The sequence below is a fragment of the Limnothrix sp. CMB-01 genome (assembly GCF_055193175.1).
On the sequence record NZ_CM143720.1, the window covers coordinates 3,104,034 to 3,130,985 of the forward strand.

Consider the following 26,952-nt stretch of genomic DNA (forward strand, 5'->3'; position numbering starts at 1 on the left):
GTGGTGGATTGATTGCTAGTGGTGGCAGAGTTGCCTGATGCCGAAAACCCGGTGGCCGAAAACCCGGAGCCGATCGCCCCTGAACTGATGCGGCAACGGCTCCGATCGGCCATTTGCGATCGGCCCCAGGACTCGGATTTATACGTGCAGTTCGCCCAAGTGCTGGCCCAACTGCAACGGTGGCCGGCGGCAGCCACGGCCCTGTGGCGGGCGGCGGAGTTGGCTCCTGCTAACTGGCGGTTGTGGCTGCAAGGGGCCCAAGTGGCGGAAGGGCTGGGCGATCGCCCGATGGCGATTCGGGCCTACTTGCGATCGCTCCAAGCCAATGGCAACGGGGCCACCTGCTGTTTTCGGGTGGCGCGGCTGCTGCGGGAATTGGGGCGCGATCGGGAAGCGGCCGACTGTGAGCGCTGGCAACTGCCCCCCGCGATCGTCCAGGAATTTGCGCGGTTGGACTATCCCTTGCATTTGTGTTCCGCCGCCGATTTACCCGCAGAGCAAACCCGCTGGCTGGAGCCGATCGACCCCTACCCACCCCTCAAAGCTGCCCGGATGTTGGGGCCTGTGCATCCGCACTTGGCTCCAGACACGGCCCCCCAACTGCCGCCCTGGCCTCGCCCCGGAGTGTTGGCTATTCCCCAAGGGCGGGCCCAAATTTCCCAGTTGGGGATCTGCATCACCACGGCCGACCATCAAGTCATTCAGGAACTATCCTCGGGGATTGCGCCTTTGCAGGCGGTGAGCCAGCCACCGCCTGTTCGGAAACTGTCGGGCACGGCGGCCTTTTTGTCTGTGCGGTTTCGGCCTAACTATTGGCATTGGATGGTGGACTGTTTGCCCCGGTTGGCTTGGTTGGCGGAGGCGGGGTTTGAGCGATCGGCGATCGATTGGTGGGTGTTTGATCGCCTCGACTATCCCTTTCAATTCGCCACTCTGGAGCGCTTGGGCATTAACCCCGATCGTGTCGTTTCGAGCGATCGTCATCCCCACCTGCAAGCCGATCGGCTCTTGGCCTTGCCGCCCTTGGGCCGCTGTACTCCCATTTCCGACAACACCTTCACTCCCCAGACCCGCGACTTTTTGCGACGGGAATTTTTACCGCTGGCCACGGCGATCGACCCGGCCCACTGTCCCGATCGGCTCTACATCACCAGGCGTAACAATGTGCAGCATCGCCGGTTTTTAAACGAAGCAGAAATTTTACCTCTGTTGACCCAGCGGGGGTTTCAGGCGGTGGATCTTGATGGTCTCAGTCTGGGTCACCAAGCCGCCCTGTTCCAGCGGGCCCGTGCCATTGTGGCTCCCCATGGCGCAGGTTTGACCAATTTGGCCTACGCCGAACCGGGCACAACGGTGATTGAGCTATTTCCACCGCGTTATGTGGCGAATTTCTTTTGGTTAGTGGCCAACTGTAGCCATTTGAACTATTGGGCCCTGTTGGGGCGCGAAACGTTGCCACCTTTGCCGATCGGGGATTGGATGGCCCAGGCCCAAGCCTATCGAGATGACTTGGAAATCGATCCTCAGGCCTTGGCAACCATTCTCGATCGGGCAAGTCTATAGAAATCAGCCAACCACGGAACGCCCAATCACCAAGCAAACCTAGACCAAAGCCGGAGTGAAGTCTCCTGCGGTCAGTTGGTTGGGTGCGAGGTTGGCGATCTTGGCGAGCAGTGTTGTGCCATTGCTGAGGTTCAAAAAGCCATCGCTCACGGTCAGGCTGAGGGATTCAAAACTGAGTCCGGTAGGCAAAACGAGCCGATCGATTCCATCTTCAAAATCGAGAATCGTCTCAGTGCCTTCACCAATCACAAAGCGATCGCTCCCCGCGCCGCCGATCAGGGTGTCTTCGCCCCGATCGCCGCTGAGCAGATCATCGCCATCGCTGCCAAACAGGAGATCCGCTCCCCGACCGCCAAAGAGCAGATCGTTACCAGTTCCACCGCAGAGGGTATCCGCCTGTTGGTTGCCAAAGAGCGTGTCGTTCCCGTCACCGCCACAGAGCAGATCCGCGCCTGACTCTGCCGTTTCCCCGGGCGTACTGCGATCGCCAAAGAGCACGTCATTACCCGCACCGCCCAACACTGTATCTGCGCCCAGGTCGCCCGAAAGGAAATCATTACCCGCCTCGCCATTGAGCCAATCGGAGTCCCGACCGCCAAACAGGAAATCATCCCCTTCGCCACCAAAGAGATAATCCGTGCCCTGTCGGCCGCTGATCAAGTCATTGCCCGCCAGCCCCAAGAGATGGTCACTGTTGGGAGTTCCGGCCAAGGAATCATTGCCCTCAGAGCCAGTTTTGGGAGAGATGGACTGGGGAATGGTGGGATCCGTCAACGTATCGCAAGGACAAACGGGCAGTGTCCGATCCGAAAGCGGCGTGGAATCGACGAGCAGTTTGCCAACGAGCGGGAGGCGATAGGATTGGGGGTCGCCGTTGGTTTTGAGAACAAACTGTCCTGAGTAGTCGCCTGCTTTGCCACTGAGCTTGAGGGTGATGGGAACCGCCTGACCCGGCAGCACCACTTCCGGCAGGGGGTCAACCAAGCTGAAGCCGTTGGGCAGTTCGAGACCCAGAATTTTGAGGGAATTGGGGCTGAGGCTGGTGATCGTCAGGGTTTGGAGAGTGCTGCTGCTATCTTGGTTGGCCCCGAAGCGGATGGGAACATCCGTGGCGTTGAGCAGGGTGGGGCCGTTGTTGCCGAGGTTGATGGAGAAGTAAGCCGGAGCCGGGGGAGCCGCCACGATCGGGCTGCTGGGCGCGGGCGCAGGAGCGGGGGTAGGAGCGGGCCCCGGCGCAGGAGTGGGAGTTGCGGGTGGCGCGTCGTTGTCGGTGATGGTGACGTTCGCGGTGGTGGTAGAACCAAGCTGAATGCCGCTGCTGGGGCCAGAAATGGTGAGGGTGGCGGTTTCAGTGCCCTCGACCAAGGCATCATCGAAGACGGTGAAGGTGACGGAGCCAGTGGTTGCCCCGTTGGGGATGGTGATTGTGGTGTTGCTGAGGTTGTAGTCCCCGGTGGTGATGCCTGTACCGGTCACGCCGAGGGTGACGGTCTGTGCGCCACTGACCGCCGCACTGGCGGTGGCGGTGACGGTGATGGCGGTGGCGGCGGCTTCAGAACCAGAGGCGGGGCTGACGGAGAGATTGACTGTAGGTACAACAGAACTAATGGTTGCACTTACTTGGTTAGAAGTGTTCTTGATCGGTACACTGGGATTGTTTACATCTTCATAAGTTGCACTGGCAATGTTATTAATCCCCTGACCAACTGTTGTCTGATTAACTTGCCGCTGGAACGTAAATGTTCCCGAACTTCCTGGCGAGACCGTTCCAGTTAAAGTGTTTGCATACTTAGTGACATCGCCAGTGGCCGTATTGCCACTTTGTTCACCACCCAAAAGATTATTAGCAAGACTGCCACTAAAATATTGAATTGTTCCGCTTGTTGTCTGTACCGAACCAAGCACATGCTTAGTATCAATTACAGCATCGCCATCGTTATCTTTTGCCCAATTATTTTGAATCCCATCTTCAGTAATGACTACATTACTGGCAGTCAAAATCACATTCCCGCTTCCGACTTGGCTGTCAGAAATGTTTTTGTACTGCACAACGTACTCAATGATATTGCCTGGTGCAGGTTGCTTGGGGGATGTCGAGAGAGTTCCATCAGTTCCTTGAACAGTTGGCCCAGTTCCCTGCAAGATCCGCGATTGTTTTAGCTGCTGAAGAAATCCAGTATAGAGACGGTTAATCGTATCGTTTTTACCGAATCGTCTGCTTCGCCGTTACCATTGGCATCAATGAATGCCGTGATGGGCACAGGAAAACCCCGCTCAATGTTGGTATCCGTTGAAAGAGGTGTATCGGCGGGCAGATCAATACTGACTGTATAGTCAGCAGTTGCGTTGACGGCTAATGGCCCAATTTGAACGGGGTTAAATGAACCTACTGGGTTACCGTTTACAATGCCGCTGCCGCTTGTATAGTTAAAAACTGTGCCATTGTATGTGTAGATAGCAGATGCAGAGCCATAGGAAATGGTTACGATCGTACTGCTGGGCAAGTCAGTCAAGTTGGCTGGTGCAGAAGGTCGTAAAGAAATATAGGCTGCAGAAGTACCTGTATTCTTAACCGTGTTAGTGAAGGAAACTGCTCCTGGGTTGATGGTGCTTCCCGGCGATAGAGTTGCACTAACTTGGAAAGATTTATTGGTAAAGTCGTCGCTGTTACTTGTTGGCCCAATTGCATCAGGAGAATTGCTAGGGCCGTTGACAATATTTGGTGACATGCCAGAGAAATGGTCTGTAGTTGTTTAGTGCTGGAAAATGATTTGGACTACGTTTGGCAAAAACTGGGTGATGTTGTGATCAGCCAGGCAGATCACTAAATCTTTGGCATCAGTCAACGTAGATCACCCCAAGTTTCATCAGAACAGATCGTATTAGTGACAATTCTGACCAAGAGTGCCGAGATATCCAGCAAGCGAGAGAGATAATTCCTTCCCAGTCTTGTATAAATTAACTCCTAGGAAGAGTCAAGACTAGATCTCAAGCTTGATGGGTTGTCTAAGAAAGTTCTTTTATATACAATCAACTTGCATCGATTTACGGATCAAAAAACTTGAAAAAGTTCGAAGAAAGTCGATTTTCAGGCAAAAAACAAGATCAAGTTCTAATTGGTTAGATGTTAAGTTTAAAGAAAAGCTCAATTTGGTCGAAAAAAAGCTTGATTTCTAGATAAATAGATTTAGTTTTATAAAGTAGATATTGGGTTGATCTCAAAAGGGTACTTAAATGAAATCATTCAATTAAAGTTTGATTGTTGGGGGATGGATGATAAGCAAGATTGTACAAAGCCAGCTCAGACGAAGTGCCTGTCTAGGATTGGGATTTGATCTTCACCTGGTTTCGGTTGTTCAACAATCAGAGGTCTTCTCCGTAGGTTTCAGGAATTCTACGGAGAAGATGATTTCAAATTGTCCGCTTGTGATGATTCAAAACGAACCTAAGCCGGAGCGAGATCTGCTGCGGTCAGTTGGTTGGGCGCGAGGTTGGCGATCTTGGCGAGCAGTGTTGTGCCATTGCTGAGGTTCAAAAAGCCATTGCTCACCGTCAGGTTCAAAGAGTCGAAACCCACACCCAAGGGCAAAACGAGCCGATCGATGCCGACTTCAAAATCGAGAATCGTCTCAGTGCCTTCACCAATCACAAAGCGATCGCTCCCCGCGCCGCCGATTAGGGTGTCTTCGCCCCGATCGCCACTGAGCAGGTCATCGCCATCACTGCCAAACAGGAGATCCGCTCCCCGACCGCCAAAGAGCAGATCGTTACCAATTCCGCCGCAGAGGGTATCCGCCTGTTGGTTGCCAAAGAGCGTATCGTTTCCATCACCGCCGGCCAGCCAATCGGTTTCTGCGCCACCCCATAGCCAGTCAGAGTCACCTAGCCCCAAGAGTTGGTTGCTTTCGGCATTACCCCACAGGATATCTGCGCGATCGGAACCGGTTTGGGTGCGATCGGGCATCAGCAAGGGCGGTTGACACCCATAACCGCTGTCCCCGATCGGGAAAGAACTGAGGCTGGGGGGAACCTGTCCAGCAACCGGGAAATCATAGATTGCTGGTTCGCCGTTGGTGAGCAGAACAACGCGCCCGTCATAGGTTCCTGGTTGCTCCGTGAGCGCCAAAGTTACTGGGAGGGTGGTGCTGGGCAGAACAACGGGCGGCAGGGTTTCCAAAATGGAAAAGCCCTTGGGGAGTTGTAAATCCAAGAGCTTCAGGGGTTCTGAGCCAATATTGGTGATGCTGATCACCTGTTGGGGCCGGGCTGCGCTGTCTGTGGTTGCTGAGGGTTGGGTGAGTTGTATGGGGGCGGTGGTGTCGTCGAGAATGATGGGCCCGCCCCGATCGAGAGTCACGATCAGTCGAGGCGGCAGGGGCGGCGGTGGGGCGATCGGGCTGCTGGGGAGAAGTTCTGGGCTGGGGGCGATCGGGGCCGGAGCCACAAAAACTGGAGCAACAGGAGCCGGAGCCAAGCCACCGACCGGACTCAGGGGACTGGGGGAGCTGATGGCCCCGTCGTTATCTTCGATCTCGATCGTTTGTACCAGGCTGCTGCCGGGGGTCAAGCCACTGGTCGTTGCTTTCAGGGTAATGGTGGCGGTTTCGGTTCCTTCCACCATCGCGTCATCCATCACTGTGAAGGTGATGGAGCCGGTTGTGTTGCCGTTGGTGATGCTGATTTGGGGTTGGCTGAGCTGATAGTCTTCCGGGGTGATGTTTGCCCCGCTGACTTGGAATTCAATGGTTTGGTCACTGACAACGGCCCGGGAAGCGGTGGCCGTAACGGTGATGACGGTTCGATCGGTTTCGGTTCCTTTGTTGTGGCTGACCGAGAGATTGACGGTGGGGTTGGGTGTGCCGGTGAGGGAGAAGTCATCGATCGCTAAACCATGATCATGCCCCGTATCATTTCGCTCTACCCAACGAAGCCAGAGGGTGTCATTGTGGGCCCAGCTCAAGCCGGACAGTGCGCCTCCAACGCCCGCAACCCGCCCCGCAACATTCCCGTCAACTATGCCAACCGTCGTAGTTGCGACAGGCGAAGTCCAATTGAATCCACTGCCCGGCGCTGTCCAGGTTGGAACGGTTGTGAAACTGCTACCAAAGCCATATTCCAACACCATGGTTTGCGCAGTGGCGTTTCCCCCATTTCGCCACTGTTCACCCGCAAAGGAAATTGTGAGATGATTAATCGTCGTGCCAGTGGCGTTTTTGGCCGCAAACGCGATCCATCCGGCAATGTTTCCACTATCAGGATTATCGAAATAATCCCCGCCTGAGCCGATGCCGCCTAAGGCTCGATCGCTCTCTTTATTGATGCCAAAGCTATAGAAATTGCCTGTGTTGTCGCTGCCTTGACTCGATCGATAAATTGTTAAAGCTTGGCCAGGAGCGGGCTGGCGAAACAAATACCAGCCGGGCAGCGTAGTGTTATTAGTCCAAGCTAGATCACTGTTAGAACCACTCGAATTGAGAGCGTCGAAGTTCTGACTATAGGAACCGCTAAATGAAATAGCCATTGATGCACCCTGGCTTCAAATCTTTTGAATGACGGGTTGTTTAAGTTATGAAGTCGGTAGTAATTTTATCTTGAATAGGATGGTAATCGGTATCACAAAGAACGGACTCTAGGCGAGCTACGCTTATCAGTCCTATGAACGGTCATTACCATAGCGATCATCAACAGCGCCAAAAACGCAAAAACAAGGAGCGAAGGCCCCTTGTTTTCAGCAGTCTTGAAAAACTGGCTTAAAAGGTATGTTTAATTGATCTGAGTCGATCGGCAACCATCCAATCAGGCTTGAAATTGAGAAGCCTACACCCGATCGCCCAGCCTCAGCGAGCGATCGAATGTAGGAGCATTCACAACCTCAAATTCAACAGAATCACCTGTCAGAAAAGACCCACAGAATCCGCGCTTTAGGCACGGCTCAGGGGCGTTGCCGGCACAAAGCTCGGAACCACCACATCGCTGTTCTGTTTGGTCAGTTGGTCATACAACCGGTTGGTGTTCGGGAAGTTGGCCGCTGGCAGCGTCGGGAACCGGCGATAGGGAACCGTATCCTCACCGAAGCACTCCGCATATTCCGGCGTGTTCAGCATGGCCGACACAAAACCCTTCAGACCTTCCGTCGCCAGAATTTGGTTGTACTTGCGGATTTCCACCTGGTTCAGCGGTGCCCGACCCAAGAAATGCTTCAGACCCAATTCGATCACCTTCGTGTTCGGATAGGGGGCATAGAATTCCTTGGTGTACAAGCGAGAGCCGCCCAATGACTCGATGAATTCCTTCATCGTGATTTCGCCATTGCCCAGCTTGCTTTCCAGTGCCGTGAACTCAGCCCGCACGATGTAAGGATCCAAGTCACGCTCAAAGACCTGACGATAGGCCGCCGCGATCGCCGTTTTCAGGGCCACCTTGTCGGTCGTGGTCGTCAGCTTGAAGGTCTTGGTTTGCTCGCGACGACGGCTCACCCCTTGGCCAGCGCGGTTGCTCGCATCCCCTTCCGTGCGGATCGAGAGCGGTTGTCCCAGCTCCACAAAGCGCGGTGCTTCCGGTTCCGGCTTGGTCAGCACGCCCTTGAAGCCCAAGTTACCCGGACGAGTCGTGCGCAGGGCTTGGCCACCCGCCGTCAGATAGCGCTCGTAGGGAACCGTGTCTTCCCCAAAGGCTTCCGCATATTCCGCCGTATCGAGAATTGCATCAATCAAGGCATAGAACCCTTGCTTGGCACAAATGTCGAAGTACTTGTTGGTTTCATTGCGACCGTAGGTGGGGCGACCCAACAGGCGACGGTGAATATACTCCACCGCCTTCATCACGTACAACGAACTCCAGTAGGTCTTGCGGAACAAATCCGACTTGGCCAACTGACGAATGAATTCCTTGACCGTGATGTTGCCGTTTTCCAGCTTGATTTCCGCCACCGTCAGGCGCTGGCCTTCATACACATCGCGGCCAAACACTTGCAGGTAGGCAGCGCGGATGACGGCTTGGGTGGTGCTTTCCGAGAAGCGAATGCTGGCGGTCTTCACTGACTTGCCAATCCCGGGCAACTGATCCAGCTTGAACACCTTGGGCCCCATCGAGCCAGGAGCCTTGCCCACTGCACCCGGGTTGCTCAGTTGGTTCTCAATCCCGGCACCACGCTTGATTAGAATCCGGCGGGTATCCTTGCCAAAGGGCGCAGGCCGGTTCTTGGGATTGCGGGTTTCTTTCGGGAAGATTGCCCCAAACTGAATTTCCAGCGGATCATTACCAACCCCGTAGGGATGCTGATCGCGCAGGGGTTGCACATAGTCCCCAAAGGTGGTGATGAATTGGGGAACCTTGCGGAAGGGGGCGCTGTAGTTGAACAGGTCGATCTGCGGGCCCCAGTTGCGGCACTCTTGGGCTTCTTGACCCAGACCACGCAGGTAAGGCACGGTTTCTTCGCCAAAGTAATCCGCGTATTCTTGCGAATCGACCAGGGCATCGACCAGGGCCGCCAAGCCGCTACTCGAGACGATCGAGAAGTACTTTTGCACTTCTTCGCGGGACGAAGGGCCACGACCCAGAATGTGACGGAAAGCGAGTTCTAGAGCACGGCTGTTGATGAACGGCTCAAAGAACTGCTTGCGGTACAGGGGCGACTTAGCCAAACGGCGGATGAATTCCTTCATGGAAATTTCGCCGTTTTTGACCTTGGATTCCAGGTCAGAAATTCCCAAGGAGTAAGCGCGGGTGATGTCGCGCTCAAACACTTGGCGATAGGCCGCTTTCACCGCATCGTTCTTTTCGGTGGCCGACAGGCCGGGCTTCATCGCGTACTTCACGCGCTTTTCAGCGGCGTTGGCGTAGATTTGCGGCAGGGCCAGACCCTGTTGATCTGCCGAAGGTCGCTGACGCACCTTGTTGGACGGTGTGGGGGCCTTGAACTCCGTTAGCAATACATCAAAGTATTGCTTGACGATTTCCGTGGCGTTGGCATCATCGCGGAAGTAGGTGAGGGCCGCTTGCTTCATGCCCTCGATCGCCACGATCGTGGCGGCCGTGGAACAGGCGTTTTCGATGATTTCGCGCAGACCACGGGTGTTGACGGCGATGATCGTCGGGTCACCGGCCACGATCGCGTAGGTCACATAGCGCAGAAACCAGCTCATGTCCCGCAAGGACTTTTGCATGTTCCGGGGGCCATAGCGGGCAACGCTAATGGGCCGGAAGCCAGCGGGAATGGGCGCGGAGGGGGTCAAGAAAAAGTCGCGCAGACCACTGAACAGGCCACCGCCGCTGCTCTTGGCTTCCACGTAGGTAACGGTGCCGAAGGTCATGCCTTCCTGCACCGTCTTGGCTACGGGGTTGGTGGTGGTGGCCATTACCGGTTCATCCGTTGGCGGCTTTTCCAAGAAAGCCAGGGGCGAACCACCGGTAAAGATCTTGTTGGCTGCTCGCGAGACGATGATTTCGGCGTTAACCGTCAGGACTTGAGCAATGGCCAGTCGTTGAGCACCGGAGCTAAAGAAAGTTTTAAGTTCGCTGAGTTCCGCTGGGGCTAGGTAGCGATCTTGTTGTTCTGCTTGGGAAATTTTAGATACGGGAACAGTGCTGTAGAGCTGCGGACGGGCAACCGAGCTTCCACCACTTGCTTTAACGCTCATGAGATTCTAATGGTCCTTTTCTAAGTCAGGTGAACGACCGTACCGGGTTCTGTGACATTGGACAGAACCTTTAGCCCTTAGCCTCAGGTTGGCTCGACGCTGGCAACCCTCAACGGCTGTCGGCGAACATGGAAGGGACGATCTCAACTCAATATGGTTGTGAATCCACCCATTAGACTAAAACGATTCTGTGCGTGGGGCGGCCTTTGTTAAGAAGTGTGTATGCTTCTCAGGCGGGCGATCGCAGGCATTGGAAGGGCAGGGGGTGCGATAGACTCGATCGCGGTGATCACCCTTGCGAGTCCTCGTTTCAGCCTCTTTTCAGCAATTCCTATATAAACAATCAACCCAATCAACCCCCTATTCAATTCCGATGGAAGCACAGCGCACCGCCCAAACCCTCGCCGCCGTCCAAAAGCTCTACGATACCTATCCGTTTCCGCCAGAACCCCTGTTGGATGAACCCCCGCCGGGCTATAACTGGCGCTGGAACTGGCAAGCGGCGCATCAGTTTTGCACGGGCAGAAAGGCGGAACGCACTGATATTCGAATTTTGGATGCGGGTTGCGGCACGGGTGTGGGCACTGAATATTTAATGCATCTGAACCCGGAAGCCAAGATCACGGCGATCGACCTGAGTTCAGAGGCGTTGGGCGTGGCTCGGGAACGGTGTCGGCGGACGGGCGATCGGGTTCGCGGAGGCGATCGCGTAGAATTCCGTCACCTCAGCCTTTACGATGCCCAGGAAATTTCCGGCAAATTTGATTGGATCAACTGCGTTGGCGTGTTGCACCACCTGCCCGATCCGGTGCGAGGCATTCAATCCCTGGCCGCCAAGCTAGCTCCCGGTGGCCTCATGCACATTTTCGTTTATGGGGAACTGGGTCGTTGGGAAATCCAGTTGATGCAGCGAGCGATCCGCCTGCTCCGTGAAAGCCCTACGGGCCCGGCAGATTCCAATCCCTATCGTGATGGTGTTCAGATTGGACGATCGCTATTTGCGGCCTTGCCCGAAACCAATCGGTTGGTGCGGCGGGAACAGGAGCGCTGGTCGATGGAAAACCAGCGGGATGAGTGTTTTGCAGACATGTATGTCCATCCCCAGGAAGTGGACTACAACATCGACACCCTCTTTGAATTAATTGAGGCTTCGGGTCTGGAGTTCCTGGGCTTTTCCAATCCTGATTACTGGCAGCTCGATCGCCTCTTGGGCAGCAATCCAGAGCTGATGGCGCGAGCCGAGGGCTTGAGCGATCGACAGCGCTATCGCCTGGTGGAATCGCTGGATCCCGAAGGAGCTACCCACTACGAGTTTTGGTTAGGTTGCCCGCCGGTCAATCGCCTCACCTGGGAAGACTCCAGCGCCCTGGCCGCAGCCCTGCCGAGCCTGAATCCCTGTATGGATGGCTGGCCCAGCCGTTGTCTATTTAATCAGGACTATCGGATTGTCAGCTTGGACGATGCTACGTTCCAGTTTCTCAGTGCCGTGGCCGCCAACGAAACCGCTGACCAACCCCAGTCGATCGCCCAACTCCTGAGCCAGCAGCCGGGCTTCACCCTCGAAAACGTGCGATCGTTGCTTGATCAGCGCCTGTTGTTGCTGACTCCCCAACGCTAATTCAATCCCTAGCCAACCACCCGCTAAATCCGGGCGCAGTCAAAATAGCTCCCCCCAGCAACCTCGCCCATTTCCCGTGAAAAACGCGCAACACCTGCGTGGTACAATCGCACCTGGCTTAGGGCCGCCGGGCCAGCATTCAACAGCCAGGAGTTTGCAACCGATGGACTCTCCAACGGTCGAACCAGTCACCGCCATGCCGGAAGTTTCTCCCGAAGCGATCGAGGGCACTTCCGAAAACGGCGCAGCCATGGAGGAATACTACAAACTCCAACGGGAGCTATTAATCGGCTCCTTGGTTGTATCCCTGGTGATTTTTCTGTCTGTTTGGGCCACCTACAGTCTCAACACTGCCCTGAGCTATTTGCTGGGAGCGCTGGTGGGCATTGTATACCTGCGAATGCTGGCCAAAGATGTCGCTACCCTGGGTAATGGCAAACAGCAATTGAGTAAAACTCGGCTAGCACTTTTTGTAGCCATTTTTCTCATTGGTGCTCGAGTTCAGCAACTTGAACTGTTGCCAATCATCCTTGGTTTTCTGACCTATAAGGCTGCTCTAATTTTCCACACGTTGCGCGCGATCGCAAAGCCCAACCCTTAGGCTAATTGCGAGAGCAATCTCGTCAAATGCCTATGCAAAACAGCGTTGCTATGTTCGATCTTTTTTCAAACATTCCGTTCTCTCCGCTAGCAGAACTGGAAGTTGGTCAACACTTCTATTGGCACATTGGCAACTTCAAGGTACATGGGCAAGTTTTCCTTGCCTCTTGGATTGTCCTAGGGCTACTGATCGTTACTTGCATCTTGGCAACTCGTAACATTCAGCGAGTACCGTCGGGATTGCAAAACTTCATGGAATATGCCTTGGAGTTTATCCGCGACCTTACCAAAACCCAAGTGGGCGAAAAAGAATATCGAGCATGGGTTCCCTTTGTTGGCACCTTGTTCCTATTCATTTTTGTGTCGAATTGGGGTGGTGCACTCATTCCTTGGAAACTCGTTGAGTTACCGTCTGGTGAATTGGCTGCTCCTACCAACGACATCAACACAACGGTTGCCCTGGCACTGACCACATCGGTCGCCTATTTCTATGCAGGATTGAGCCGAAAAGGGTTGGGTTACTTCGCCGATTACGCGCAGCCGACCCCGATCATGGTTCCCTTCAAAATCATTGAAGACTTTACCAAGCCGCTGTCGTTAAGCTTCCGTTTGTTTGGTAATATCCTAGCGGATGAACTTGTGGTGGCTGTACTGGTCTTCCTGGTTCCCTTGTTCGTGCCCATTCCGCTGATGGTTTTGGGGCTGTTCACGAGTGCAATTCAAGCCCTGATTTTTGCAACTCTGGCGGCATCCTACATTGGTGAAGCAATGGAAGATCACCACGGCGAGCATCACGACTAACGACCCCATTTTTAGGGGTTGTGAAACGGAGTCGTGAAAGCATCAATTGGGGATTGTTTCCCTTCTAATTACAAGACTCTCAACAACAATTCAAGGACGGACTACGACAATGAATCCTACGATTGCTGCTGCTTCGGTTCTGGCTGCTGCTCTGGCTGTGGGTTTGGGTGCAATTGGCCCCGGTATCGGTCAAGGTAATGCGGCTGGTCAAGCTGTGGAAGGGATTGCTCGTCAACCGGAAGCAGAAGGCAAAATCCGTGGCACCTTGCTGTTGAGCTTGGCGTTCATGGAAGCTCTGACGATTTACGGTCTGGTGGTGGCACTGGTGCTGCTGTTCGCTAACCCCTTCGCTTCGTAAATTTGGTTTTCGGCTTTTGCGAACGAGTTTTACCTGAGGCGGCGAAAGGTGCTTGCTTGATGCGAAAGCCTTTTGCTGCCCCAACTCGCGAAAAGGGGCTGTCAACCATCTGCTGGGAGTAAGCGAAATGCTATACGCACTCGTACCAACGCTGTTGGCAGCGGAGGCAGAAGGGGGTCTGTTTGACCTTGATGCCACCCTGCCCCTGATGGCAGCGCAGTTTCTAATTTTGGCTTTGATTTTGAATGCGGTTTTGTACAAGCCCCTGGGACAAGCCATTGACCAACGGGCCGACTACATCCGTGGCAAGCAACTGGACGCACAAGAGCGCCTGGAGAAGGTGAAGTCGTTGACGGCGGAATATGAAAAGGCTTTGGCGGAGGCCCGCCGCAAGTCTCAGTCCATCGTAGCGGATGCCCAAGCGGAGGCGCAAAAACTGGCGGCTCAGACGGTGGCAGACGCACAACGACAGGCCCAATCGGAGCGGGAAGCGGCTCAACAGGAGATTGACAGTCAACGGCAGACGGCTTTGGCTGCCCTGGACGGTCAAGTGGCGGTGCTGAGCCGTCAGATTGTGCGGAAGTTGTTGGGTTTTGAGTTGGGATGAGGTTGTGATGACGAACATGTTTTTGGGTTCGATCGCCCCTCATCTGTTGGCCCATGGATCGTTCGGGATTAACACCGACATCCTGGAAACCAATGTGATCAACCTGGCGATCGTGTTGGGGGTTCTGGTCTACTTTGGTCGTGGCTTCTTGGGTAACCTGCTGGGAACCCGGAGAGCCGCGATCGAAGAGGCAATCACCGAAGCAGAAAAGGCGCAAGCGGAAGCTGTTAAGGCCTTGGAAGAGCAACAGCGCAAACTGGCTCAAGCCCAGGCGGAAGCAGAGCGAATCACTGCTGAGGCAAAGGTTGCGGCTGAGCGGACGAAGGAAGCCATTTTGGCGAAGTCCACTCAGGATGTGCAACGGATGCGCGAGGCTGCTTCCAGTGACTTGGCGGCTGAGCAAGAGCGTGTGATTACGCAATTGCGGCAGCGGGCTGTGGCCGCAGCGCTGGAGCAGGTCAACGACCAATTGCGCTCGCGCTTGAATTCGGATCAACAGCGGGATTTGGTTGATCGGAGCTTGGCCCTGATTCAAGGGGGAGGGAACTAACGATGCAAAGCAGTTCAATGATCGCCAGCATCGCCGAGCCTTACGCGCAAGCTTTGATGACCTTGGCTCAAAAGGAAAGCTTGGTGGAGCGTTTTGGCGAGGATGTGACCTACCTACGAGGTTTGCTAGCAGCCTCGGATGAGCTGGGCGCTCTCTTGGCTAACCCGTTTGTCAAGGCGGACGATAAGAAGTCTGTACTCGATCGCCTGGCGGGTGAAACTCTGCACCCGTTGACGGCGAACTTTTTGAAACTCTTGGTCGATCGCAAGCGGATTGCGCTGCTGGATTCGATCGCCCAGAAATATCAAGACCTGCTGCGCCAGTTTACAAATACGGCCTTGGCGGAAGTGACTTCTGCGGTGGAACTGACGGAAGAGCAACGCCAAAGCGCCATTGAGCGGGTGAAACAGCTCACCGGGGCCGCCAGCGTGGAACTGGTGACGAAGGTCGATACCGATTTGATCGGCGGCGTGATTATCAAAGTCGGCTCGCAAGTGGTCGATGCCAGCCTGCGTGGTCAATTGCGACGCATGGCGCTGACTTTGGGCGCGATCTAGCTCTGTTTGTGAGCAAATCCCGAGGGCCGCAACCAAGATAAGCACCCCAAACGCTGGAAACAACGTTGAAAACTAGGAGTCGCAGACCGTGATTGCAATCAGACCGGACGAAATCAGCAGCATTATTCAGCAGCAGATTGAGCAGTACGACAAGGATGTCAAGGTGGCCGACGTGGGCACCGTGCTGCAAGTGGGTGACGGGATCGCTCGTATCTATGGCCTGCAAAATGCCATGGCTGGTGAGCTGCTGGAGTTCGAGGACGGTACTGTGGGTATCGCACTGAACCTCGAAGAGAACGATGTGGGTGCTGTGTTGATGGGTGACGGCCTCAACATCCAAGAAGGCAGTACCGTTCGTGCCACCGGTAAGATCGCGGCGATTCCGGTGGGTGATGCGGTTGTGGGCCGGGTTGTGGATGCGTTGGCTCGCCCGATCGATGGCAAGGGCGACATTGCCTCCTCGGAAACCCGTCTGATCGAATCGATGGCCCCTGGGATTATCGCCCGGAAGTCCGTGTGCGAACCGATGCAAACGGGGATTACGGCAATTGACTCGATGATTCCGGTCGGGCGTGGCCAACGGGAGCTGATCATCGGTGACCGCCAAACGGGTAAGACCTCGATCGCGATCGACACGATCATCAACCAAAAGTCCGAAGATGTGATTTGCATCTACGTGGCGATCGGGCAAAAGGCCTCCTCCGTGGCCCAGGTGATCGACGTGCTGAAGGAATCGGGCGCGCTGGACTACACCATCGTGGTGGCCGCCAACGCCAACGACCCCGCCACCTTGCAATACCTGGCTCCCTACACCGGCGCTGCCATTGCCGAGTACTTCATGTACAAGGGCAAGGCCACCCTGGTGGTTTACGATGACTTGTCCAAGCAAGCCCAGGCCTATCGCCAAATGTCCTTGCTGCTGCGTCGTCCGCCCGGTCGGGAAGCTTACCCCGGCGACGTGTTCTATCTCCACAGCCGCTTGCTGGAGCGCGCCGCCAAACTGAGCGATGAGTTGGGTGGTGGGAGCATGACGGCTCTGCCGATCATCGAAACCCAAGCCGGTGACGTGTCGGCCTACATCCCGACCAACGTGATTTCGATTACCGACGGTCAGATCTTCTTGTCCGCTGACCTGTTCAACTCGGGTCTGCGCCCGGCCGTGAACGCTGGTATCTCCGTATCCCGCGTGGGTTCGGCTGCCCAAACCAAGGCCATGAAGAAGGTAGCCGGTAAGGTGAAGCTGGAACTGGCTCAATACGACGACTTGGCTGCTTTTGCGCAGTTCGCCTCCGACTTGGATAAGGCGACCCAAGATCAGTTGGCCCGTGGTCAGCGCTTGCGGGAACTGCTGAAGCAGCCCCAATACGCGCCTCTCGGTGTGGATGAGCAAGTGGCGGTCATTTACGCCGGGATTAACGGCCATTTGGATGAAATTCCGGTCAACCTGATCACCAAGTTTGTGGCGGGTCTGCGGGATTACCTGAAGAATAACAAGGCTGGCTATGGTGAAGCCGTGCGCAGCACCAAGCAACTGACGGAAGAGGCGGAAACCCTGCTGAAGGAAGCGTTGACTGAGTACAAGCAAACCTTCTTGGTTGCTCAGTAATCATCGCGAATCAAGCGATCGCCTAGGGTCTTCTACCCCGGGCGATCGCGCCCCCTAGCGACTCAGGCGACTCAAAGGACTCCACAGCTATGGCAAACCTCAAGGCAATTCGCGACCGAATTCAGTCCGTTAAAAACACTAAAAAAATTACTGAAGCCATGCGCTTGGTTGCCGCCGCAAAGGTGCGCCGGGCCCAAGAGCAGGTAAACAACACCCGCCCCTTCGCCGATCGCTTAGCCCAAGTGCTCTACGGCTTGCAATCGCGCCTCAAATTTGAAGACGTAGATCTGCCACTCCTGCGGCAACGAAGCATTAAAACCGTAGGTATTTTGGTGGTTTCAGGCGATCGGGGCCTCTGTGGTGGCTACAACGGTAATGTGATCCGTCGGGCCGAGCAACGCAGCAAAGAGCTGCTTGCTGAAGGGGTCAACGTCAAAATGATCGTGGTGGGTCGCAAGGCAAACCAATACTTCAGCCGCCGGGGCTACGATGTCGCGGCTGTTTATGACGGTCTAGAGCAAATCCCTAGCGCGTCGGAAGCATCGCAAATTGCAGACGAGCTGCTGTCGTTGTTTCTCTCGGAAACGGTCGATCGCGTTGAACTGGTCTACACCAAATTTGTATCGCTGATTAGCTCCCGTCCCGTAGTCCAAACCCTGCTGCCGTTGGATCCGCAAGGTTTGGAAGCTTCGGATGATGAGATCTTCCGGCTGACGACCCGTGGCGGACAATTCCAAGTGGAGCGTGAGCGGGTCGATTTGCCCACCGCACCCTTGCCGCGCGACACCATCTTTGAGCAGGATCCGGTACAGATTCTGAATGCGCTCTTGCCGTTGTACCTGAACAACCAACTGCTGCGGGCCCTGCAAGAGTCCGCCGCCAGCGAGTTGGCTGCCCGGATGACTGCCATGAGCAACGCCACCGAGAATGCCAAGACCCTGATTGGCACTTTGACCTTGACTTACAACAAGGCACGGCAGGCCGCTATTACCCAAGAAATCCTGGAAGTGTGCGGTGGTGCTGAGGCGCTGCGCTCCTAGGGATTGGCTAGGGATTTGAGAGAAGAACCATGAGCACGACCTATCAGGTTGAAATTCAGCACGAAGGGCAAACCCACGTCCTGCAAGTGGCGGATGACACGCCCATTTTGACGGCGGCGGCAGCGGCGGGGCTGACGCTTCCTAGCTCTTGCAATGCGGGGGTTTGCACGACCTGTGCTGCCCGCGTAGTGGAAGGGACGATCGAGCCAGGCGACAGCATGGGCTTGAGTCCGGATTTGCGCACGAAGGGGTTTGCGCTCCTTTGTACCGCCAAGCCCCGTTCTAACCTCAAAATCCAAACCGGTTGTGAGGATGAGGTTTACGAACTGCAATTTGGTCAATTCCAAAAATAAATTTGGACTTGGGAAAACTTGGCTGTTGGGCAATCGCTGGATCGCTCGATCCAAACCGAAATCTGCAAAACATCAGGCGCAAAATCTTGACCCTAGATTTTGATTCGCCTGGTGTTTTGTCTTTTCGGCAGTTGAGCGATCGGGACAGAAATCACAGACTCGGAACGGCCCTCAAAGATTAGCTGTCTGAGGAAGGATGTTAAAAACTGTTAATCCAAGCGAGGGTCAACGGGCTTCATGCCTGAGAATAAGTGTTGATTTGCCGGGGAGGACACCGAGTGCGGTCTCAGGACTGTCGCTGGTGGATTTCGAGCTAAGGGTTAAACGACCTGGCTTAGAAAATTTCTCGTTGCTCCCGCTGCCTGAGCAATCGCAGCGATGCTAGTCGTTTCCTCGGTGGAAGCCCCAATCTCCAGTCAAAACTTTTTTCCTTTCGGAGGAGTTTATTCAATGAGTATCGTCACGAAGTCAATCGTGAATGCCGACGCTGAGGCCCGCTATCTCAGCCCCGGCGAACTGGATCGCATCAAGGCTTTCGTGTCCACCGGCGCTCAACGCCTGCGCATTGCCCAAATCCTGACCGATGCCCGTGAGCGCATCGTTAAGCAAGCCGGCGAACAACTGTTCCAAAAGCGCCCCGATGTGGTTTCGCCCGGCGGTAACGCTTACGGTGAAGAAATGACCGCAACCTGCCTGCGCGACCTGGACTACTACCTGCGTCTGGTGACCTACGGCATCGTGGCTGGCGACGTGACCCCGATCGAAGAAATCGGTTTGGTGGGTGTGCGCGAAATGTACCGCTCGCTGGGTACCCCGATCGACGGCGTGGCTGAAGGTGTGCGTGGCATGAAGGCTGCTGCTGCTGGTCTGCTGAGCGGCGAAGATGCAGCTGAAGCTTCGGCTTACTTCGATTACGTGATTGGCGGCTTGAGCTAAGACCTGGGTTCTCCCTCGCTAGCTTGACTTGCTTCGGCTTTAATGAAAGCCATTTCCTTGCAAAACCGACTTATTCAAAAACGATCATGCAAGACGCAATTACCTCCGTCATCAACTCCTCCGACGTTCAGGGCAAGTACCTCGACTCGAGCGCTCTGGATAAGCTGAAGAATTACTTCGCTACCGGCGAACTGCGCGTGCGCGCTGCTAACGCGATCGGCGCTAATGCTGCCACGATCGTCAAGGAAGCTGTTGCTAAGTCGCTGCTGTACTCCGATGTGACCCGTCCCGGCGGCAACATGTACACCACCCGTCGCTATGCTGCTTGCATCCGCGACCTGGACTACTACCTCCGCTATGCCACCTACGCTATGTTGGCTGGCGATCCTTCGATCCTCGATGAGCGCGTGCTCAACGGCCTGAAGGAAACCTACAACTCCTTGGGCGTGCCCATCGGCACCACCGTGCAAGCAATCCAAGCCATGAAGGAAGTGACCGCCGGTTTGGTGGGCTCTGACGCTGGTAAGGAAATGGGCGTGTACTTCGACTACATCTCCTCGGGCTTGAGCTAAACAACAAATGGCTTGGCTGAATTTCGACTCACCGGGTTGATGGTTGTGGTTTCCCCTGTTGGGTTGAAATGAGTGAAGCCACGGGGTCTGGGATAGTTGCTGAACGCTCAAAGTTGCATAGGCTCCGCGATCGCGTTGTCTGGTTAGCTTTGGGGGCAGCACGGCTCAGACCTCGTTGTTTAAGGACTTGGTCTGAATTTTGGTCAGATTTGTCGTTGAAGTCACAAAGGTTTCTCGCCATGCGGATGTTTAAAATTACGGCTTGCGTGCCGAGCCAAACGCGAATTCGGACGCAGCGCGAGCTGCAAAACACCTTCTTCACGAAGCTGGTTTCCTACGACAACTGGTTCAAGGAACAGCAACGCATCCAAAAGATGGGTGGCAAAATCGTGAAGGTCGAGCTGGCTACGGGCCGCCCGGGCACGAATACGGGTTTGCTGTAGATTGGCAAACTGTGAACCGCCTGATCGGTTCCTTCTGTCCTTTTGGGGTCAGGTGGATCGATCGAGTCGGTGACCCAACCCTCAGTCATTTTTGGAATTGGCACACCAATTCCGAACTCAGCCGATCGCGAGTGACAAGTGAGCCTGCCTACGGGTAGCTGAAACTTGTGGCTCGCGATATTGTTTTGAATAGGTATTTTGCATCAGCATTGTTTGAAGTCAGCAGCACTTGGCCTCCGCTGGTGGGGTTGCTTCCTGGTTGTCTTTGCCCCTTGAGGTTGCCTGCAATCCATGGCCCAACGTCGCCCCCTTGTTTGGAGTGATTGGCTCACACAGTTCCGAACCTCCGTGGGGTGGTCGGCCGTGGGCTGGGCCGACGAAGCCCGTTGGTTGCGTTGGCTCACCTTCTTTTGGCTGTTTGTGGGGTTTCTGATTTTGCTATCTGCCTCCTACGCCAGTGCGGAAGCTACGGAAGGAGACGGTTGGTACTACTGCAAACGGCAATTACTGTGGATCGCGGCGGGCTTGGTGGGATTCCAAACGGCCGTTTCCCTGCCCCTGCGTTACGTGCTGGCGATCGCCCACTGGGGATTGCTAGTCACCCTAATGCTGATGTGGGCGCTGCTGGTTCCTGGTCTTGGGCGATCGGCCAACGGAGCCGTTCGCTGGATTGAAATTGGGGTCTTGCCAATTCAACCCTCGGAACTCCTAAAGCCCTTTTTAGTGCTGCAAAGTGCCCGCATTTTGGGTCGGTGGGAACGGTTGACCGATCGCCATCGCTGGTTTTGGCTGGGAACCATCGGTGCAGTATTGTTGGGGATCTTGTTGCAACCCAATCTCAGCACCGCAGCGGTTTGTGGGATGACCGTTTGGCTACTGGCGCTGACGGCGGGCTTGCCCTATGCCTATCTGCTCAGCGCGGCGGGAGGTGGGCTGGTTTTAGGACTAATTAGTATCAGCCTGCGCACTTACCAGCAGCGGCGAATTGCCTCCTTTCTCAATCCTTGGGATGACCCCCTAGGCATTGGCTATCAATTGGTGCAAAGTCTCCTGGCGATCGGGTCGGGGGGCTGGTGGGGGACGGGGTTTGGCCTCTCGCAACAAAAATTAGCCAGCCTGCCCATCCAGTTCACTGACTTTATCTTTTCAGTGTTTGCGGAAGAGTTTGGCTTTGTCGGTTCCCTACTGTTGTTGACCCTGTTAGTTGTTTATGGTGCATTGGGCCTGCGAGTGGCTGCCAATGCGAGCGATCGCTCCCTGCGACTGGTGGCCGTCGGTGCTGTGTTGCTGCTGGTGGGCCAAGCCCTGGTGAACATTGGCGTGGCAACCGGCGTGCTGCCAACTACAGGACTGCCGTTTCCCCTCATGAGCTATGGCGGTAGCTCGATTATTGCCAGTCTGTTTCTAGCGGGGTTGCTGATTCGGGTGGCCCGCGAAAGCAGTGCGGCCACGGTGGTTCCCCTCGATCGCCGCCGGCCCCGTCGGCCTTAAAGACGCACCGCGATTTGTACTATCCCCGTAAAGGGAACCGGGCGATCGTATCAAAAAATACTCGTGTTCTACCGATAGTTAACAGCCATGACCATGCTGCATGATTGTTGAATGGCGTACAGACTGAAGCCACCAAAAGTTCAGAGTTAATCTGACTTTAGGCGATCGCTGACTTGATAGTCATTGACCGCCTAAAGTACCTAACAGCTAATAAGCTCAAATTCCAAACAATTGACTATCCCGATCGTCCCCGTTAATCAAAAATCAATCAAAAACCAATCAAAAATAACACAACACTCATCAGCCATGAACCCAACAACTTGCATGAAATAAACCGTCTTGAATAACAGTTGCTAGATCCTTGCTTGACGCTTGATCACTAATTTCCTCCTTCCTCTCTGGATTGCTGTCGATGTTATCTTCTTCTGGGCATCCCGCCAAAGCCGACATCTTAATTGTGGATGACTTGCCAGACAATCTCCGTCTGCTGTCTTCCATGCTGGAGACCCATGGCTATCGCGTTAGAAAGGCAATTAGTGGTCGATTGGCATTAAGTGCTGCTCGCTTGGCTGCACCAAATTTAATCCTTCTGGATGCTTGTATGCCAGATTTGGATGGATATGAGGTTTGTCGTTATTTAAAAGATGATCCTCAAACTCGTCATATTCCTGTTATTTTTATTAGCGCTTTAGATCGCCCAACCGATAAAGTTCATGCCTTTGAAGCCGGTGGAGTTGACTATATTACCAAACCTTTTCAGGTTCAAGAAATTCTGTCGCGAATTGAGAGCCAACTGCGGTTGTATGCCCTTCAGGAAGAATTGCGATCGGCTAATCGTCGCCTGACTGAGCAGAATGAACTGCTACACAAACAAATTGTTCAGCGCCAGAAAGTTGAAATTGAAATTCGGCTGTTGCTGGCGGCTTCCCAGGCGATCGGGCGAGCCTCGGATTTTGATGCATCCCTCGAAGCCATTTTGCGGCTGACTTGCCAAACCATTAAGTGGGATTGTGCAGAAGCCTGGGTGCCAAATGCCCACGGGACGGCGCTGGAGTGCAGCCCCAGTTGGTATGCCAGTGACCCATCTTTTCAAGCCTTTCGCCAAGCCAGTTTGCAGCTTCAGTATCGATCGGGAGAAGGAATGCCCGGCCGAGTTTGGGCCCAGCGCCAGGCCGAATGGCTGGAGGATTTGAGCTATCCGGGAATTTTTGCCCGTTCAGAGCTGGCCGCTAGTGTCGGTTTGCGATCGGCCTTTGCGGTTCCCATTTTGGACGGCTCCCAGGTTTTGGCGGTCTTGATGTTCCTGCGACGACAGGCCTCGACCCTCGATAACAAAATTTTGCATCTGCTGGAGGCGGTGGGGACTCAAGCCGGAGCCTTGATGCAACGAAAGCAGGCAGAACAGGCCCTGCGGGACTTGGCCCGGCGCGAAACCGCGATCGCCCGAATCATCACCCGAATGCGGCAATCCCTGGATCTGGATGAAATTTTTCTGGATACAACCGATGAGCTACGGCGGGCCCTGCTCTGCCATCGAGTGGTGATCTATCGGTTTAATCCAGACTGGAGCGGTCAATTTTTGGTGGAGTCCGTGGCCGATGGTGTGCAGCCCTTGGTTAGTCCGAGCGGAGTCACCAAGGATGTGGATCACTTGAATCCCGCCCTGTGCCACAAAACTTGGCAACTGACCCAAGGCGGCCCCTTCAACTTGGGAGCCAGTTATGTCAGTGCCAGCGATGTGGAACAGGCGGATTTGGCGGACACCTGTTTGGAATTGCTCGATCGATTGGCGGCCAAAGCCTTTATTTGTGTACCCATTCATTGTGGACGGGAACTGTGGGGAGTCCTGGGAGCCTATCAAAATGAACGCCCCCGCACTTGGAGCGAATCAGACATCAAAATTCTGGTGCAAATTGGAGCACAACTGGGAATTGCTGTTCAACAAACCCAATTGGTGCAACGTCTTCAACACCAGTCCACGGAATTGCAACTGGCAAAAGAATTAGCCGATTCTGCTAACCGAGCCAAAAGCCAATTTCTGGCCAACATGAGTCACGAAATTCGGACTCCTTTGAATGCGGCTTTGGGTACGACAGATCTGCTGCTACAAACGCCCCTAAACCTTGAACAGCAAGACTTAGCCCGAATCTTAAAAACCAGCGGCGAGCACCTGTTGTCGTTAATTAATGACATTTTGGATTGGGCAAAAATTGAAGCTCGGGAAGTACAGCTAGAGTCCATTCCCTTTGATCTAAATCAATGTATTGAAACCGTCGATCACCTCCTGCGGCCCCAAGCCCAAGCGAAAGGATTAACGCTTTTGACATTGCTGGATAGTAATGTGCCTTGGACGGTGGTAGGTGACCCCACAAGACTGCATCAAATTTGCATTAATTTGGTGGGTAATGCCATTAAATTCACGGATCAAGGACAGGTGGTTTTTCAAATGTCTTTGGAATCCCAATCAAACAAGATGGTGATAATTCACTGTGAGGTGCGAGATTCGGGGGTGGGGGTCTTGCCGGAGCATCGTCACAAGCTGTTTCAGTCTTTTTCGCAGGTGGACGCTTCCACAACCCGTCGCTATGGGGGCACTGGGTTGGGGCTGGCCATTTGTCGGCAGTTGGTGGAACTGATGGGGGGAGAAATTGGCTATGAGGCCAATGTGGGCGGGGGCAGTACGTTTTGGTTTTCAGTGCCCTTGCAGCGCCAGGCGTTGACGGATGAGGTGGAGCAATGGTCTTTTTTGCGCCAAGAACGGTTGCTGTTAGTGGATACGGATCCCCGCCAGCAATTGTTGATTGGTTCTCAGGTGCGGGCTTGGGGTGGGCGTTTGGATCGTGTGTCGGCGGATGAGGTGTTTGGGGCGATCGAGACGGCCAGCTACAGCGAAAACCCTTACACGATCGCCCTTGTGAATTTGGAAGATTTGGATTTGACTTGGGAACCGTTGCAGCGACAAATTCAGCAGCAACCGGCCTTGGCCACTTTGCACTGGATTTTGTTGCTGAAGCCAGAAGCGCGATCGCTGGGCCATCAACTGGTGGGTCAGGGGGTGATTAAGCATTACCTGACGATGCCGATTTTGGTTTCGCAACTGCTGGATGCGCTGACGGCGGCGGTGCGTCACGAGTCACCAACTTTGCCTGCGGTGCTGGAGTCGCCCACGGTGGCTGAGCGTGATGGGCGATCGGCGGCGCGATCGCTCCATCCCCTGGTGCGGCCGGTACATTGCAAGATTTTGGTGGTGGAAGACACGCCCCTGAATCAACAAATTGTCTTGCGGCAGCTCAAGAGTTTGGGTTGGGAGAATGTGACCTGTGCTGACAATGGCCAACAGGCGCTCGATCGACTGCTGCGGGAGCCGTTTGACTTGGTGTTGATGGATTGCTTGATGCCGGTGATGGATGGCTATCAGGCCGTGCAACGGTTGCGGGCGGAAGCGGGCCCCAATCGGGATGTGACGGTGATTGCCATGACGGCCAATGCTTTGGCTGGGGCCCGGGAGGAATGTTTGGCGGTGGGCATGAATGACTACATCAGTAAGCCCATTAGCTTGGCGGGCTTGGCGGCGGTGCTCGATCGCTGGGTGATTCCCATGAGTCGCAATTTGCATACGGAAGGCGACTTGCCCCCAACGGAACCGACTCCCAAGCCAATGCTGAGCGCTGGAAATTCCGCTGCTGAGTCAGCACCGCCGATCGATCGGGAACGGTTGATGGAGATTTCCATGGGCGATCCGGAAGTGGCCCGTGAAATTCTCAGTATTTTTGTGGAGGGCATTCCGGAATATTTGGAAGCCCTCGATCGGGCGATCGAAAGCCAAAACATCAAGGAAGTCAGAAGTGTTGAATCTAAACACAAAACTTCATATTCTAGGCAACAAGAGTTTCTGGCAGTAAATCATAGCTCCAATGACTGATTGAGCCATAGCGACCGAGTACAACTTGCAAATATCGCAATTTATCTAGTAGCGTCTGACTATAGAATTGCGGCAATTCTATTAACTGCAAGATGGCATAAGCAATTAAGACCATGTAGATCTGTATTGCTACGCCATTTTGATTTTTCGTAATGAGCTGATCTAATTTTAAATGCATCTTTAAGAACTTCCATAGCAACTCAATCTGCCAGCGCTTTCGATACAGTTCTCCAATCTCTTCATTTGAAAAGTCTACTAAATTCGTTGCTAAACGAAATTCACATCGACTTTCTAGATCGCAAAAGGTGACTACTCGATAGCGGTCATGATTCAGATTGACTTTCATATTGTTCTTGATTCGCACCACAAAATAAGTCCCTATTTCACTCAACTCATCAATGAAATGCCAATCAGCAAAACCCCGATCCATAATCCCAATCCCGTTTTCAGGAATCATACTCGGCAGGTAGCCAGAAAATTTGGCATCATGCCCTTGACCAAAATGGATTCAGGCATTCGCTTGACCACCCTTGTTGCTGATTGAAGCCTGCTAAGAGTTTGACTCGATGATAACTCTGTTGCCAAAACAGTCGGCTAGTGAGAGTCACAACGGTGGAATCAATGGGCATTAGCATCATGGCATCGGGATGATGACGCTGTTTCAGTGTTCTGATTAGCTGAGTGTAGATGCGGCAGAATCGGTGATTATCCCGGTTTTTACAAGCCTTGGAAAACGTTGATATGTCTACTGAGATACCGGTGTGATTGAGCTTGAAAAATAGGTCTCTCATGCTCATCAAACCTTGATCAAGAATGAAGGTCAACCAGATCTCAAAAAATCTCCGACTGCTGAGCACTGGGTAATCATGCTCAGGTAAGCTTTTGAGAATAGGTTTGACGATTTGAGAGAATGAGCGTAACATTGGTGTATTACTTTTTGATTGTTTGGGGTAAGAATTACATCTTCTTACCCCTTTTTTATAACCTGAATCTGTCATTCAACACTTCTGCAAGGAAGTCTATCGGCGGGCCCACCAAATTAAAGGTGCGGCGGCCAATGCTGGCGTTTTGGAAATGCCAGATTTGGCTTGCCAACTCGAAACCAATGCCCTGGCCGATCGGCTCGATCGGGCTGAAATTTTGTCAGCTCAACTACGGGATGTGATGAATCGCGTTTGTGCCTATACTCAGCAGCTTGATCAACTTGATCAAATCGATCAAATTCAGGCCACCCCATCCCGACGTTGAACTCTGTAAACCTCGACGTTGGCAACTGAAAACGAATGAAACGTTAAT

General features: G+C 54.1%; 21 protein-coding genes and 1 pseudogene. 17 read left to right on the forward strand and 5 right to left on the reverse strand.

Annotation, left to right across the window (positions count from 1 at the left end; translation table 11 throughout):
• The first annotated feature begins 21 nt into the window (after nt 1-21).
• Complete coding sequence (locus ACZA91_RS12940; RefSeq protein WP_463182540.1) at nt 22-1,563, forward strand: glycosyltransferase 61 family protein; 1,542 nt, start codon at nt 22-24, stop codon at nt 1,561-1,563.
• Nucleotides 1,564-1,602: 39 nt separating this feature from the next.
• Here the strand turns inward: ACZA91_RS12940 and ACZA91_RS12945 are convergent, their stop codons facing one another.
• The 4 genes from ACZA91_RS12945 to ACZA91_RS12960 all read right to left on the reverse strand — a co-directional run bounded on the left by ACZA91_RS12945 (nt 1,603) and on the right by ACZA91_RS12960 (nt 10,202).
• The gene (locus ACZA91_RS12945; RefSeq protein WP_463182542.1) at nt 1,603-3,399 is read right to left on the reverse strand and encodes a Calx-beta domain-containing protein; all 1,797 of its coding nucleotides are present in this window, start codon (nt 3,397-3,399) and stop codon (nt 1,603-1,605) included.
• A 320-nt stretch (nt 3,400-3,719) separates the two neighbouring features.
• Nucleotides 3,720-4,292 carry a hypothetical protein gene (locus ACZA91_RS12950; RefSeq protein WP_463182544.1) on the reverse strand — a complete coding sequence of 191 codons (573 nt, stop codon included), beginning with the start codon at nt 4,290-4,292 and terminating at the stop codon, nt 3,720-3,722.
• Nucleotides 4,293-5,008: 716 nt separating this feature from the next.
• A complete protein-coding gene (locus ACZA91_RS12955; RefSeq protein ID WP_463182546.1) occupies nt 5,009-7,084 on the reverse strand; it encodes a calcium-binding protein in 2,076 nt (691 codons plus the stop codon).
• 400 nt (nt 7,085-7,484) lie between these two features.
• Entirely contained in the window at nt 7,485-10,202 is a 2,718-nt protein-coding gene (locus ACZA91_RS12960) for a phycobilisome rod-core linker polypeptide (RefSeq protein ID WP_463182548.1), read from the reverse strand.
• Nucleotides 10,203-10,575: 373 nt separating this feature from the next.
• On the opposite strand from ACZA91_RS12960, the gene ACZA91_RS12965 reads away from it, so the two are divergent.
• From ACZA91_RS12965 to ACZA91_RS13035, 15 genes are all read left to right on the forward strand, one after another.
• Nucleotides 10,576-11,820, forward strand: a complete 1,245-nt coding sequence (locus tag ACZA91_RS12965; protein WP_099532134.1) for a class I SAM-dependent methyltransferase — start codon at nt 10,576-10,578, stop codon at nt 11,818-11,820.
• Nucleotides 11,821-11,983: 163 nt separating this feature from the next.
• Nucleotides 11,984-12,421: an ATP synthase subunit I gene (locus tag ACZA91_RS12970; RefSeq protein WP_234406577.1), complete on the forward strand. Its 438-nt coding sequence runs from the start codon at nt 11,984-11,986 to the stop codon at nt 12,419-12,421.
• A 32-nt stretch (nt 12,422-12,453) separates the two neighbouring features.
• Entirely contained in the window at nt 12,454-13,221 is a 768-nt protein-coding gene (atpB, locus tag ACZA91_RS12975; RefSeq protein WP_234406579.1) for a F0F1 ATP synthase subunit A, read from the forward strand.
• A 109-nt stretch (nt 13,222-13,330) separates the two neighbouring features.
• A complete protein-coding gene (atpE, locus tag ACZA91_RS12980) occupies nt 13,331-13,579 on the forward strand; it encodes an ATP synthase F0 subunit C (protein ID WP_099532136.1) in 249 nt (82 codons plus the stop codon).
• A 127-nt stretch (nt 13,580-13,706) separates the two neighbouring features.
• On the forward strand, nt 13,707-14,186 hold the full coding sequence (locus ACZA91_RS12985) for a F0F1 ATP synthase subunit B' (RefSeq protein WP_190355524.1): 480 nt from the start codon (nt 13,707-13,709) through the stop codon (nt 14,184-14,186).
• A gap of 7 nt (nt 14,187-14,193) precedes the next feature.
• Nucleotides 14,194-14,736: a F0F1 ATP synthase subunit B gene (locus ACZA91_RS12990; protein ID WP_234406580.1), complete on the forward strand. Its 543-nt coding sequence runs from the start codon at nt 14,194-14,196 to the stop codon at nt 14,734-14,736.
• Nucleotides 14,737-14,738: 2 nt separating this feature from the next.
• Nucleotides 14,739-15,293 (forward strand): ATP synthase F1 subunit delta, encoded by a 555-nt coding sequence (atpH, locus tag ACZA91_RS12995; protein ID WP_099532138.1) that lies wholly within the window; start codon nt 14,739-14,741, stop codon nt 15,291-15,293.
• An 88-nt stretch (nt 15,294-15,381) separates the two neighbouring features.
• Nucleotides 15,382-16,899 (forward strand): F0F1 ATP synthase subunit alpha, encoded by a 1,518-nt coding sequence (gene atpA / locus ACZA91_RS13000; protein WP_099532139.1) that lies wholly within the window; start codon nt 15,382-15,384, stop codon nt 16,897-16,899.
• Between the two features lie 89 nt (nt 16,900-16,988).
• Complete coding sequence (locus ACZA91_RS13005; protein WP_190534744.1) at nt 16,989-17,939, forward strand: F0F1 ATP synthase subunit gamma; 951 nt, start codon at nt 16,989-16,991, stop codon at nt 17,937-17,939.
• A 29-nt stretch (nt 17,940-17,968) separates the two neighbouring features.
• Nucleotides 17,969-18,292, forward strand: coding sequence for a 2Fe-2S iron-sulfur cluster-binding protein (locus ACZA91_RS13010; protein WP_099532141.1), 324 nt, complete (start codon nt 17,969-17,971; stop codon nt 18,290-18,292).
• Between the two features lie 450 nt (nt 18,293-18,742).
• Complete coding sequence (apcA, locus tag ACZA91_RS13015; protein WP_099532201.1) at nt 18,743-19,228, forward strand: allophycocyanin subunit alpha; 486 nt, start codon at nt 18,743-18,745, stop codon at nt 19,226-19,228.
• Nucleotides 19,229-19,314: 86 nt separating this feature from the next.
• Nucleotides 19,315-19,800: an allophycocyanin subunit beta gene (apcB, locus tag ACZA91_RS13020; RefSeq protein WP_099532143.1), complete on the forward strand. Its 486-nt coding sequence runs from the start codon at nt 19,315-19,317 to the stop codon at nt 19,798-19,800.
• Between the two features lie 239 nt (nt 19,801-20,039).
• Nucleotides 20,040-20,243 carry a phycobilisome linker polypeptide gene (locus ACZA91_RS13025; protein ID WP_099532144.1) on the forward strand — a complete coding sequence of 68 codons (204 nt, stop codon included), beginning with the start codon at nt 20,040-20,042 and terminating at the stop codon, nt 20,241-20,243.
• Nucleotides 20,244-20,525: 282 nt separating this feature from the next.
• Entirely contained in the window at nt 20,526-21,734 is a 1,209-nt protein-coding gene (locus ACZA91_RS13030) for an FtsW/RodA/SpoVE family cell cycle protein (protein ID WP_463186439.1), read from the forward strand.
• A 412-nt stretch (nt 21,735-22,146) separates the two neighbouring features.
• The gene (locus tag ACZA91_RS13035; RefSeq protein WP_463182560.1) at nt 22,147-25,656 is read left to right on the forward strand and encodes a response regulator; all 3,510 of its coding nucleotides are present in this window, start codon (nt 22,147-22,149) and stop codon (nt 25,654-25,656) included.
• Here the strand turns inward: ACZA91_RS13035 and ACZA91_RS13040 are convergent.
• Nucleotides 25,610-26,579: pseudogene (locus tag ACZA91_RS13040) on the reverse strand (transposase). The gene ACZA91_RS13035 and the pseudogene ACZA91_RS13040 overlap by 47 nt on opposite strands.
• 73 nt (nt 26,580-26,652) lie before the next feature.
• Between ACZA91_RS13040 and ACZA91_RS13045 the strand changes: the two are divergent.
• Nucleotides 26,653-26,904 (forward strand): Hpt domain-containing protein, encoded by a 252-nt coding sequence (locus tag ACZA91_RS13045; RefSeq protein WP_463186440.1) that lies wholly within the window; start codon nt 26,653-26,655, stop codon nt 26,902-26,904.
• The last annotated feature ends 48 nt before the right edge of the window (nt 26,905-26,952 follow it).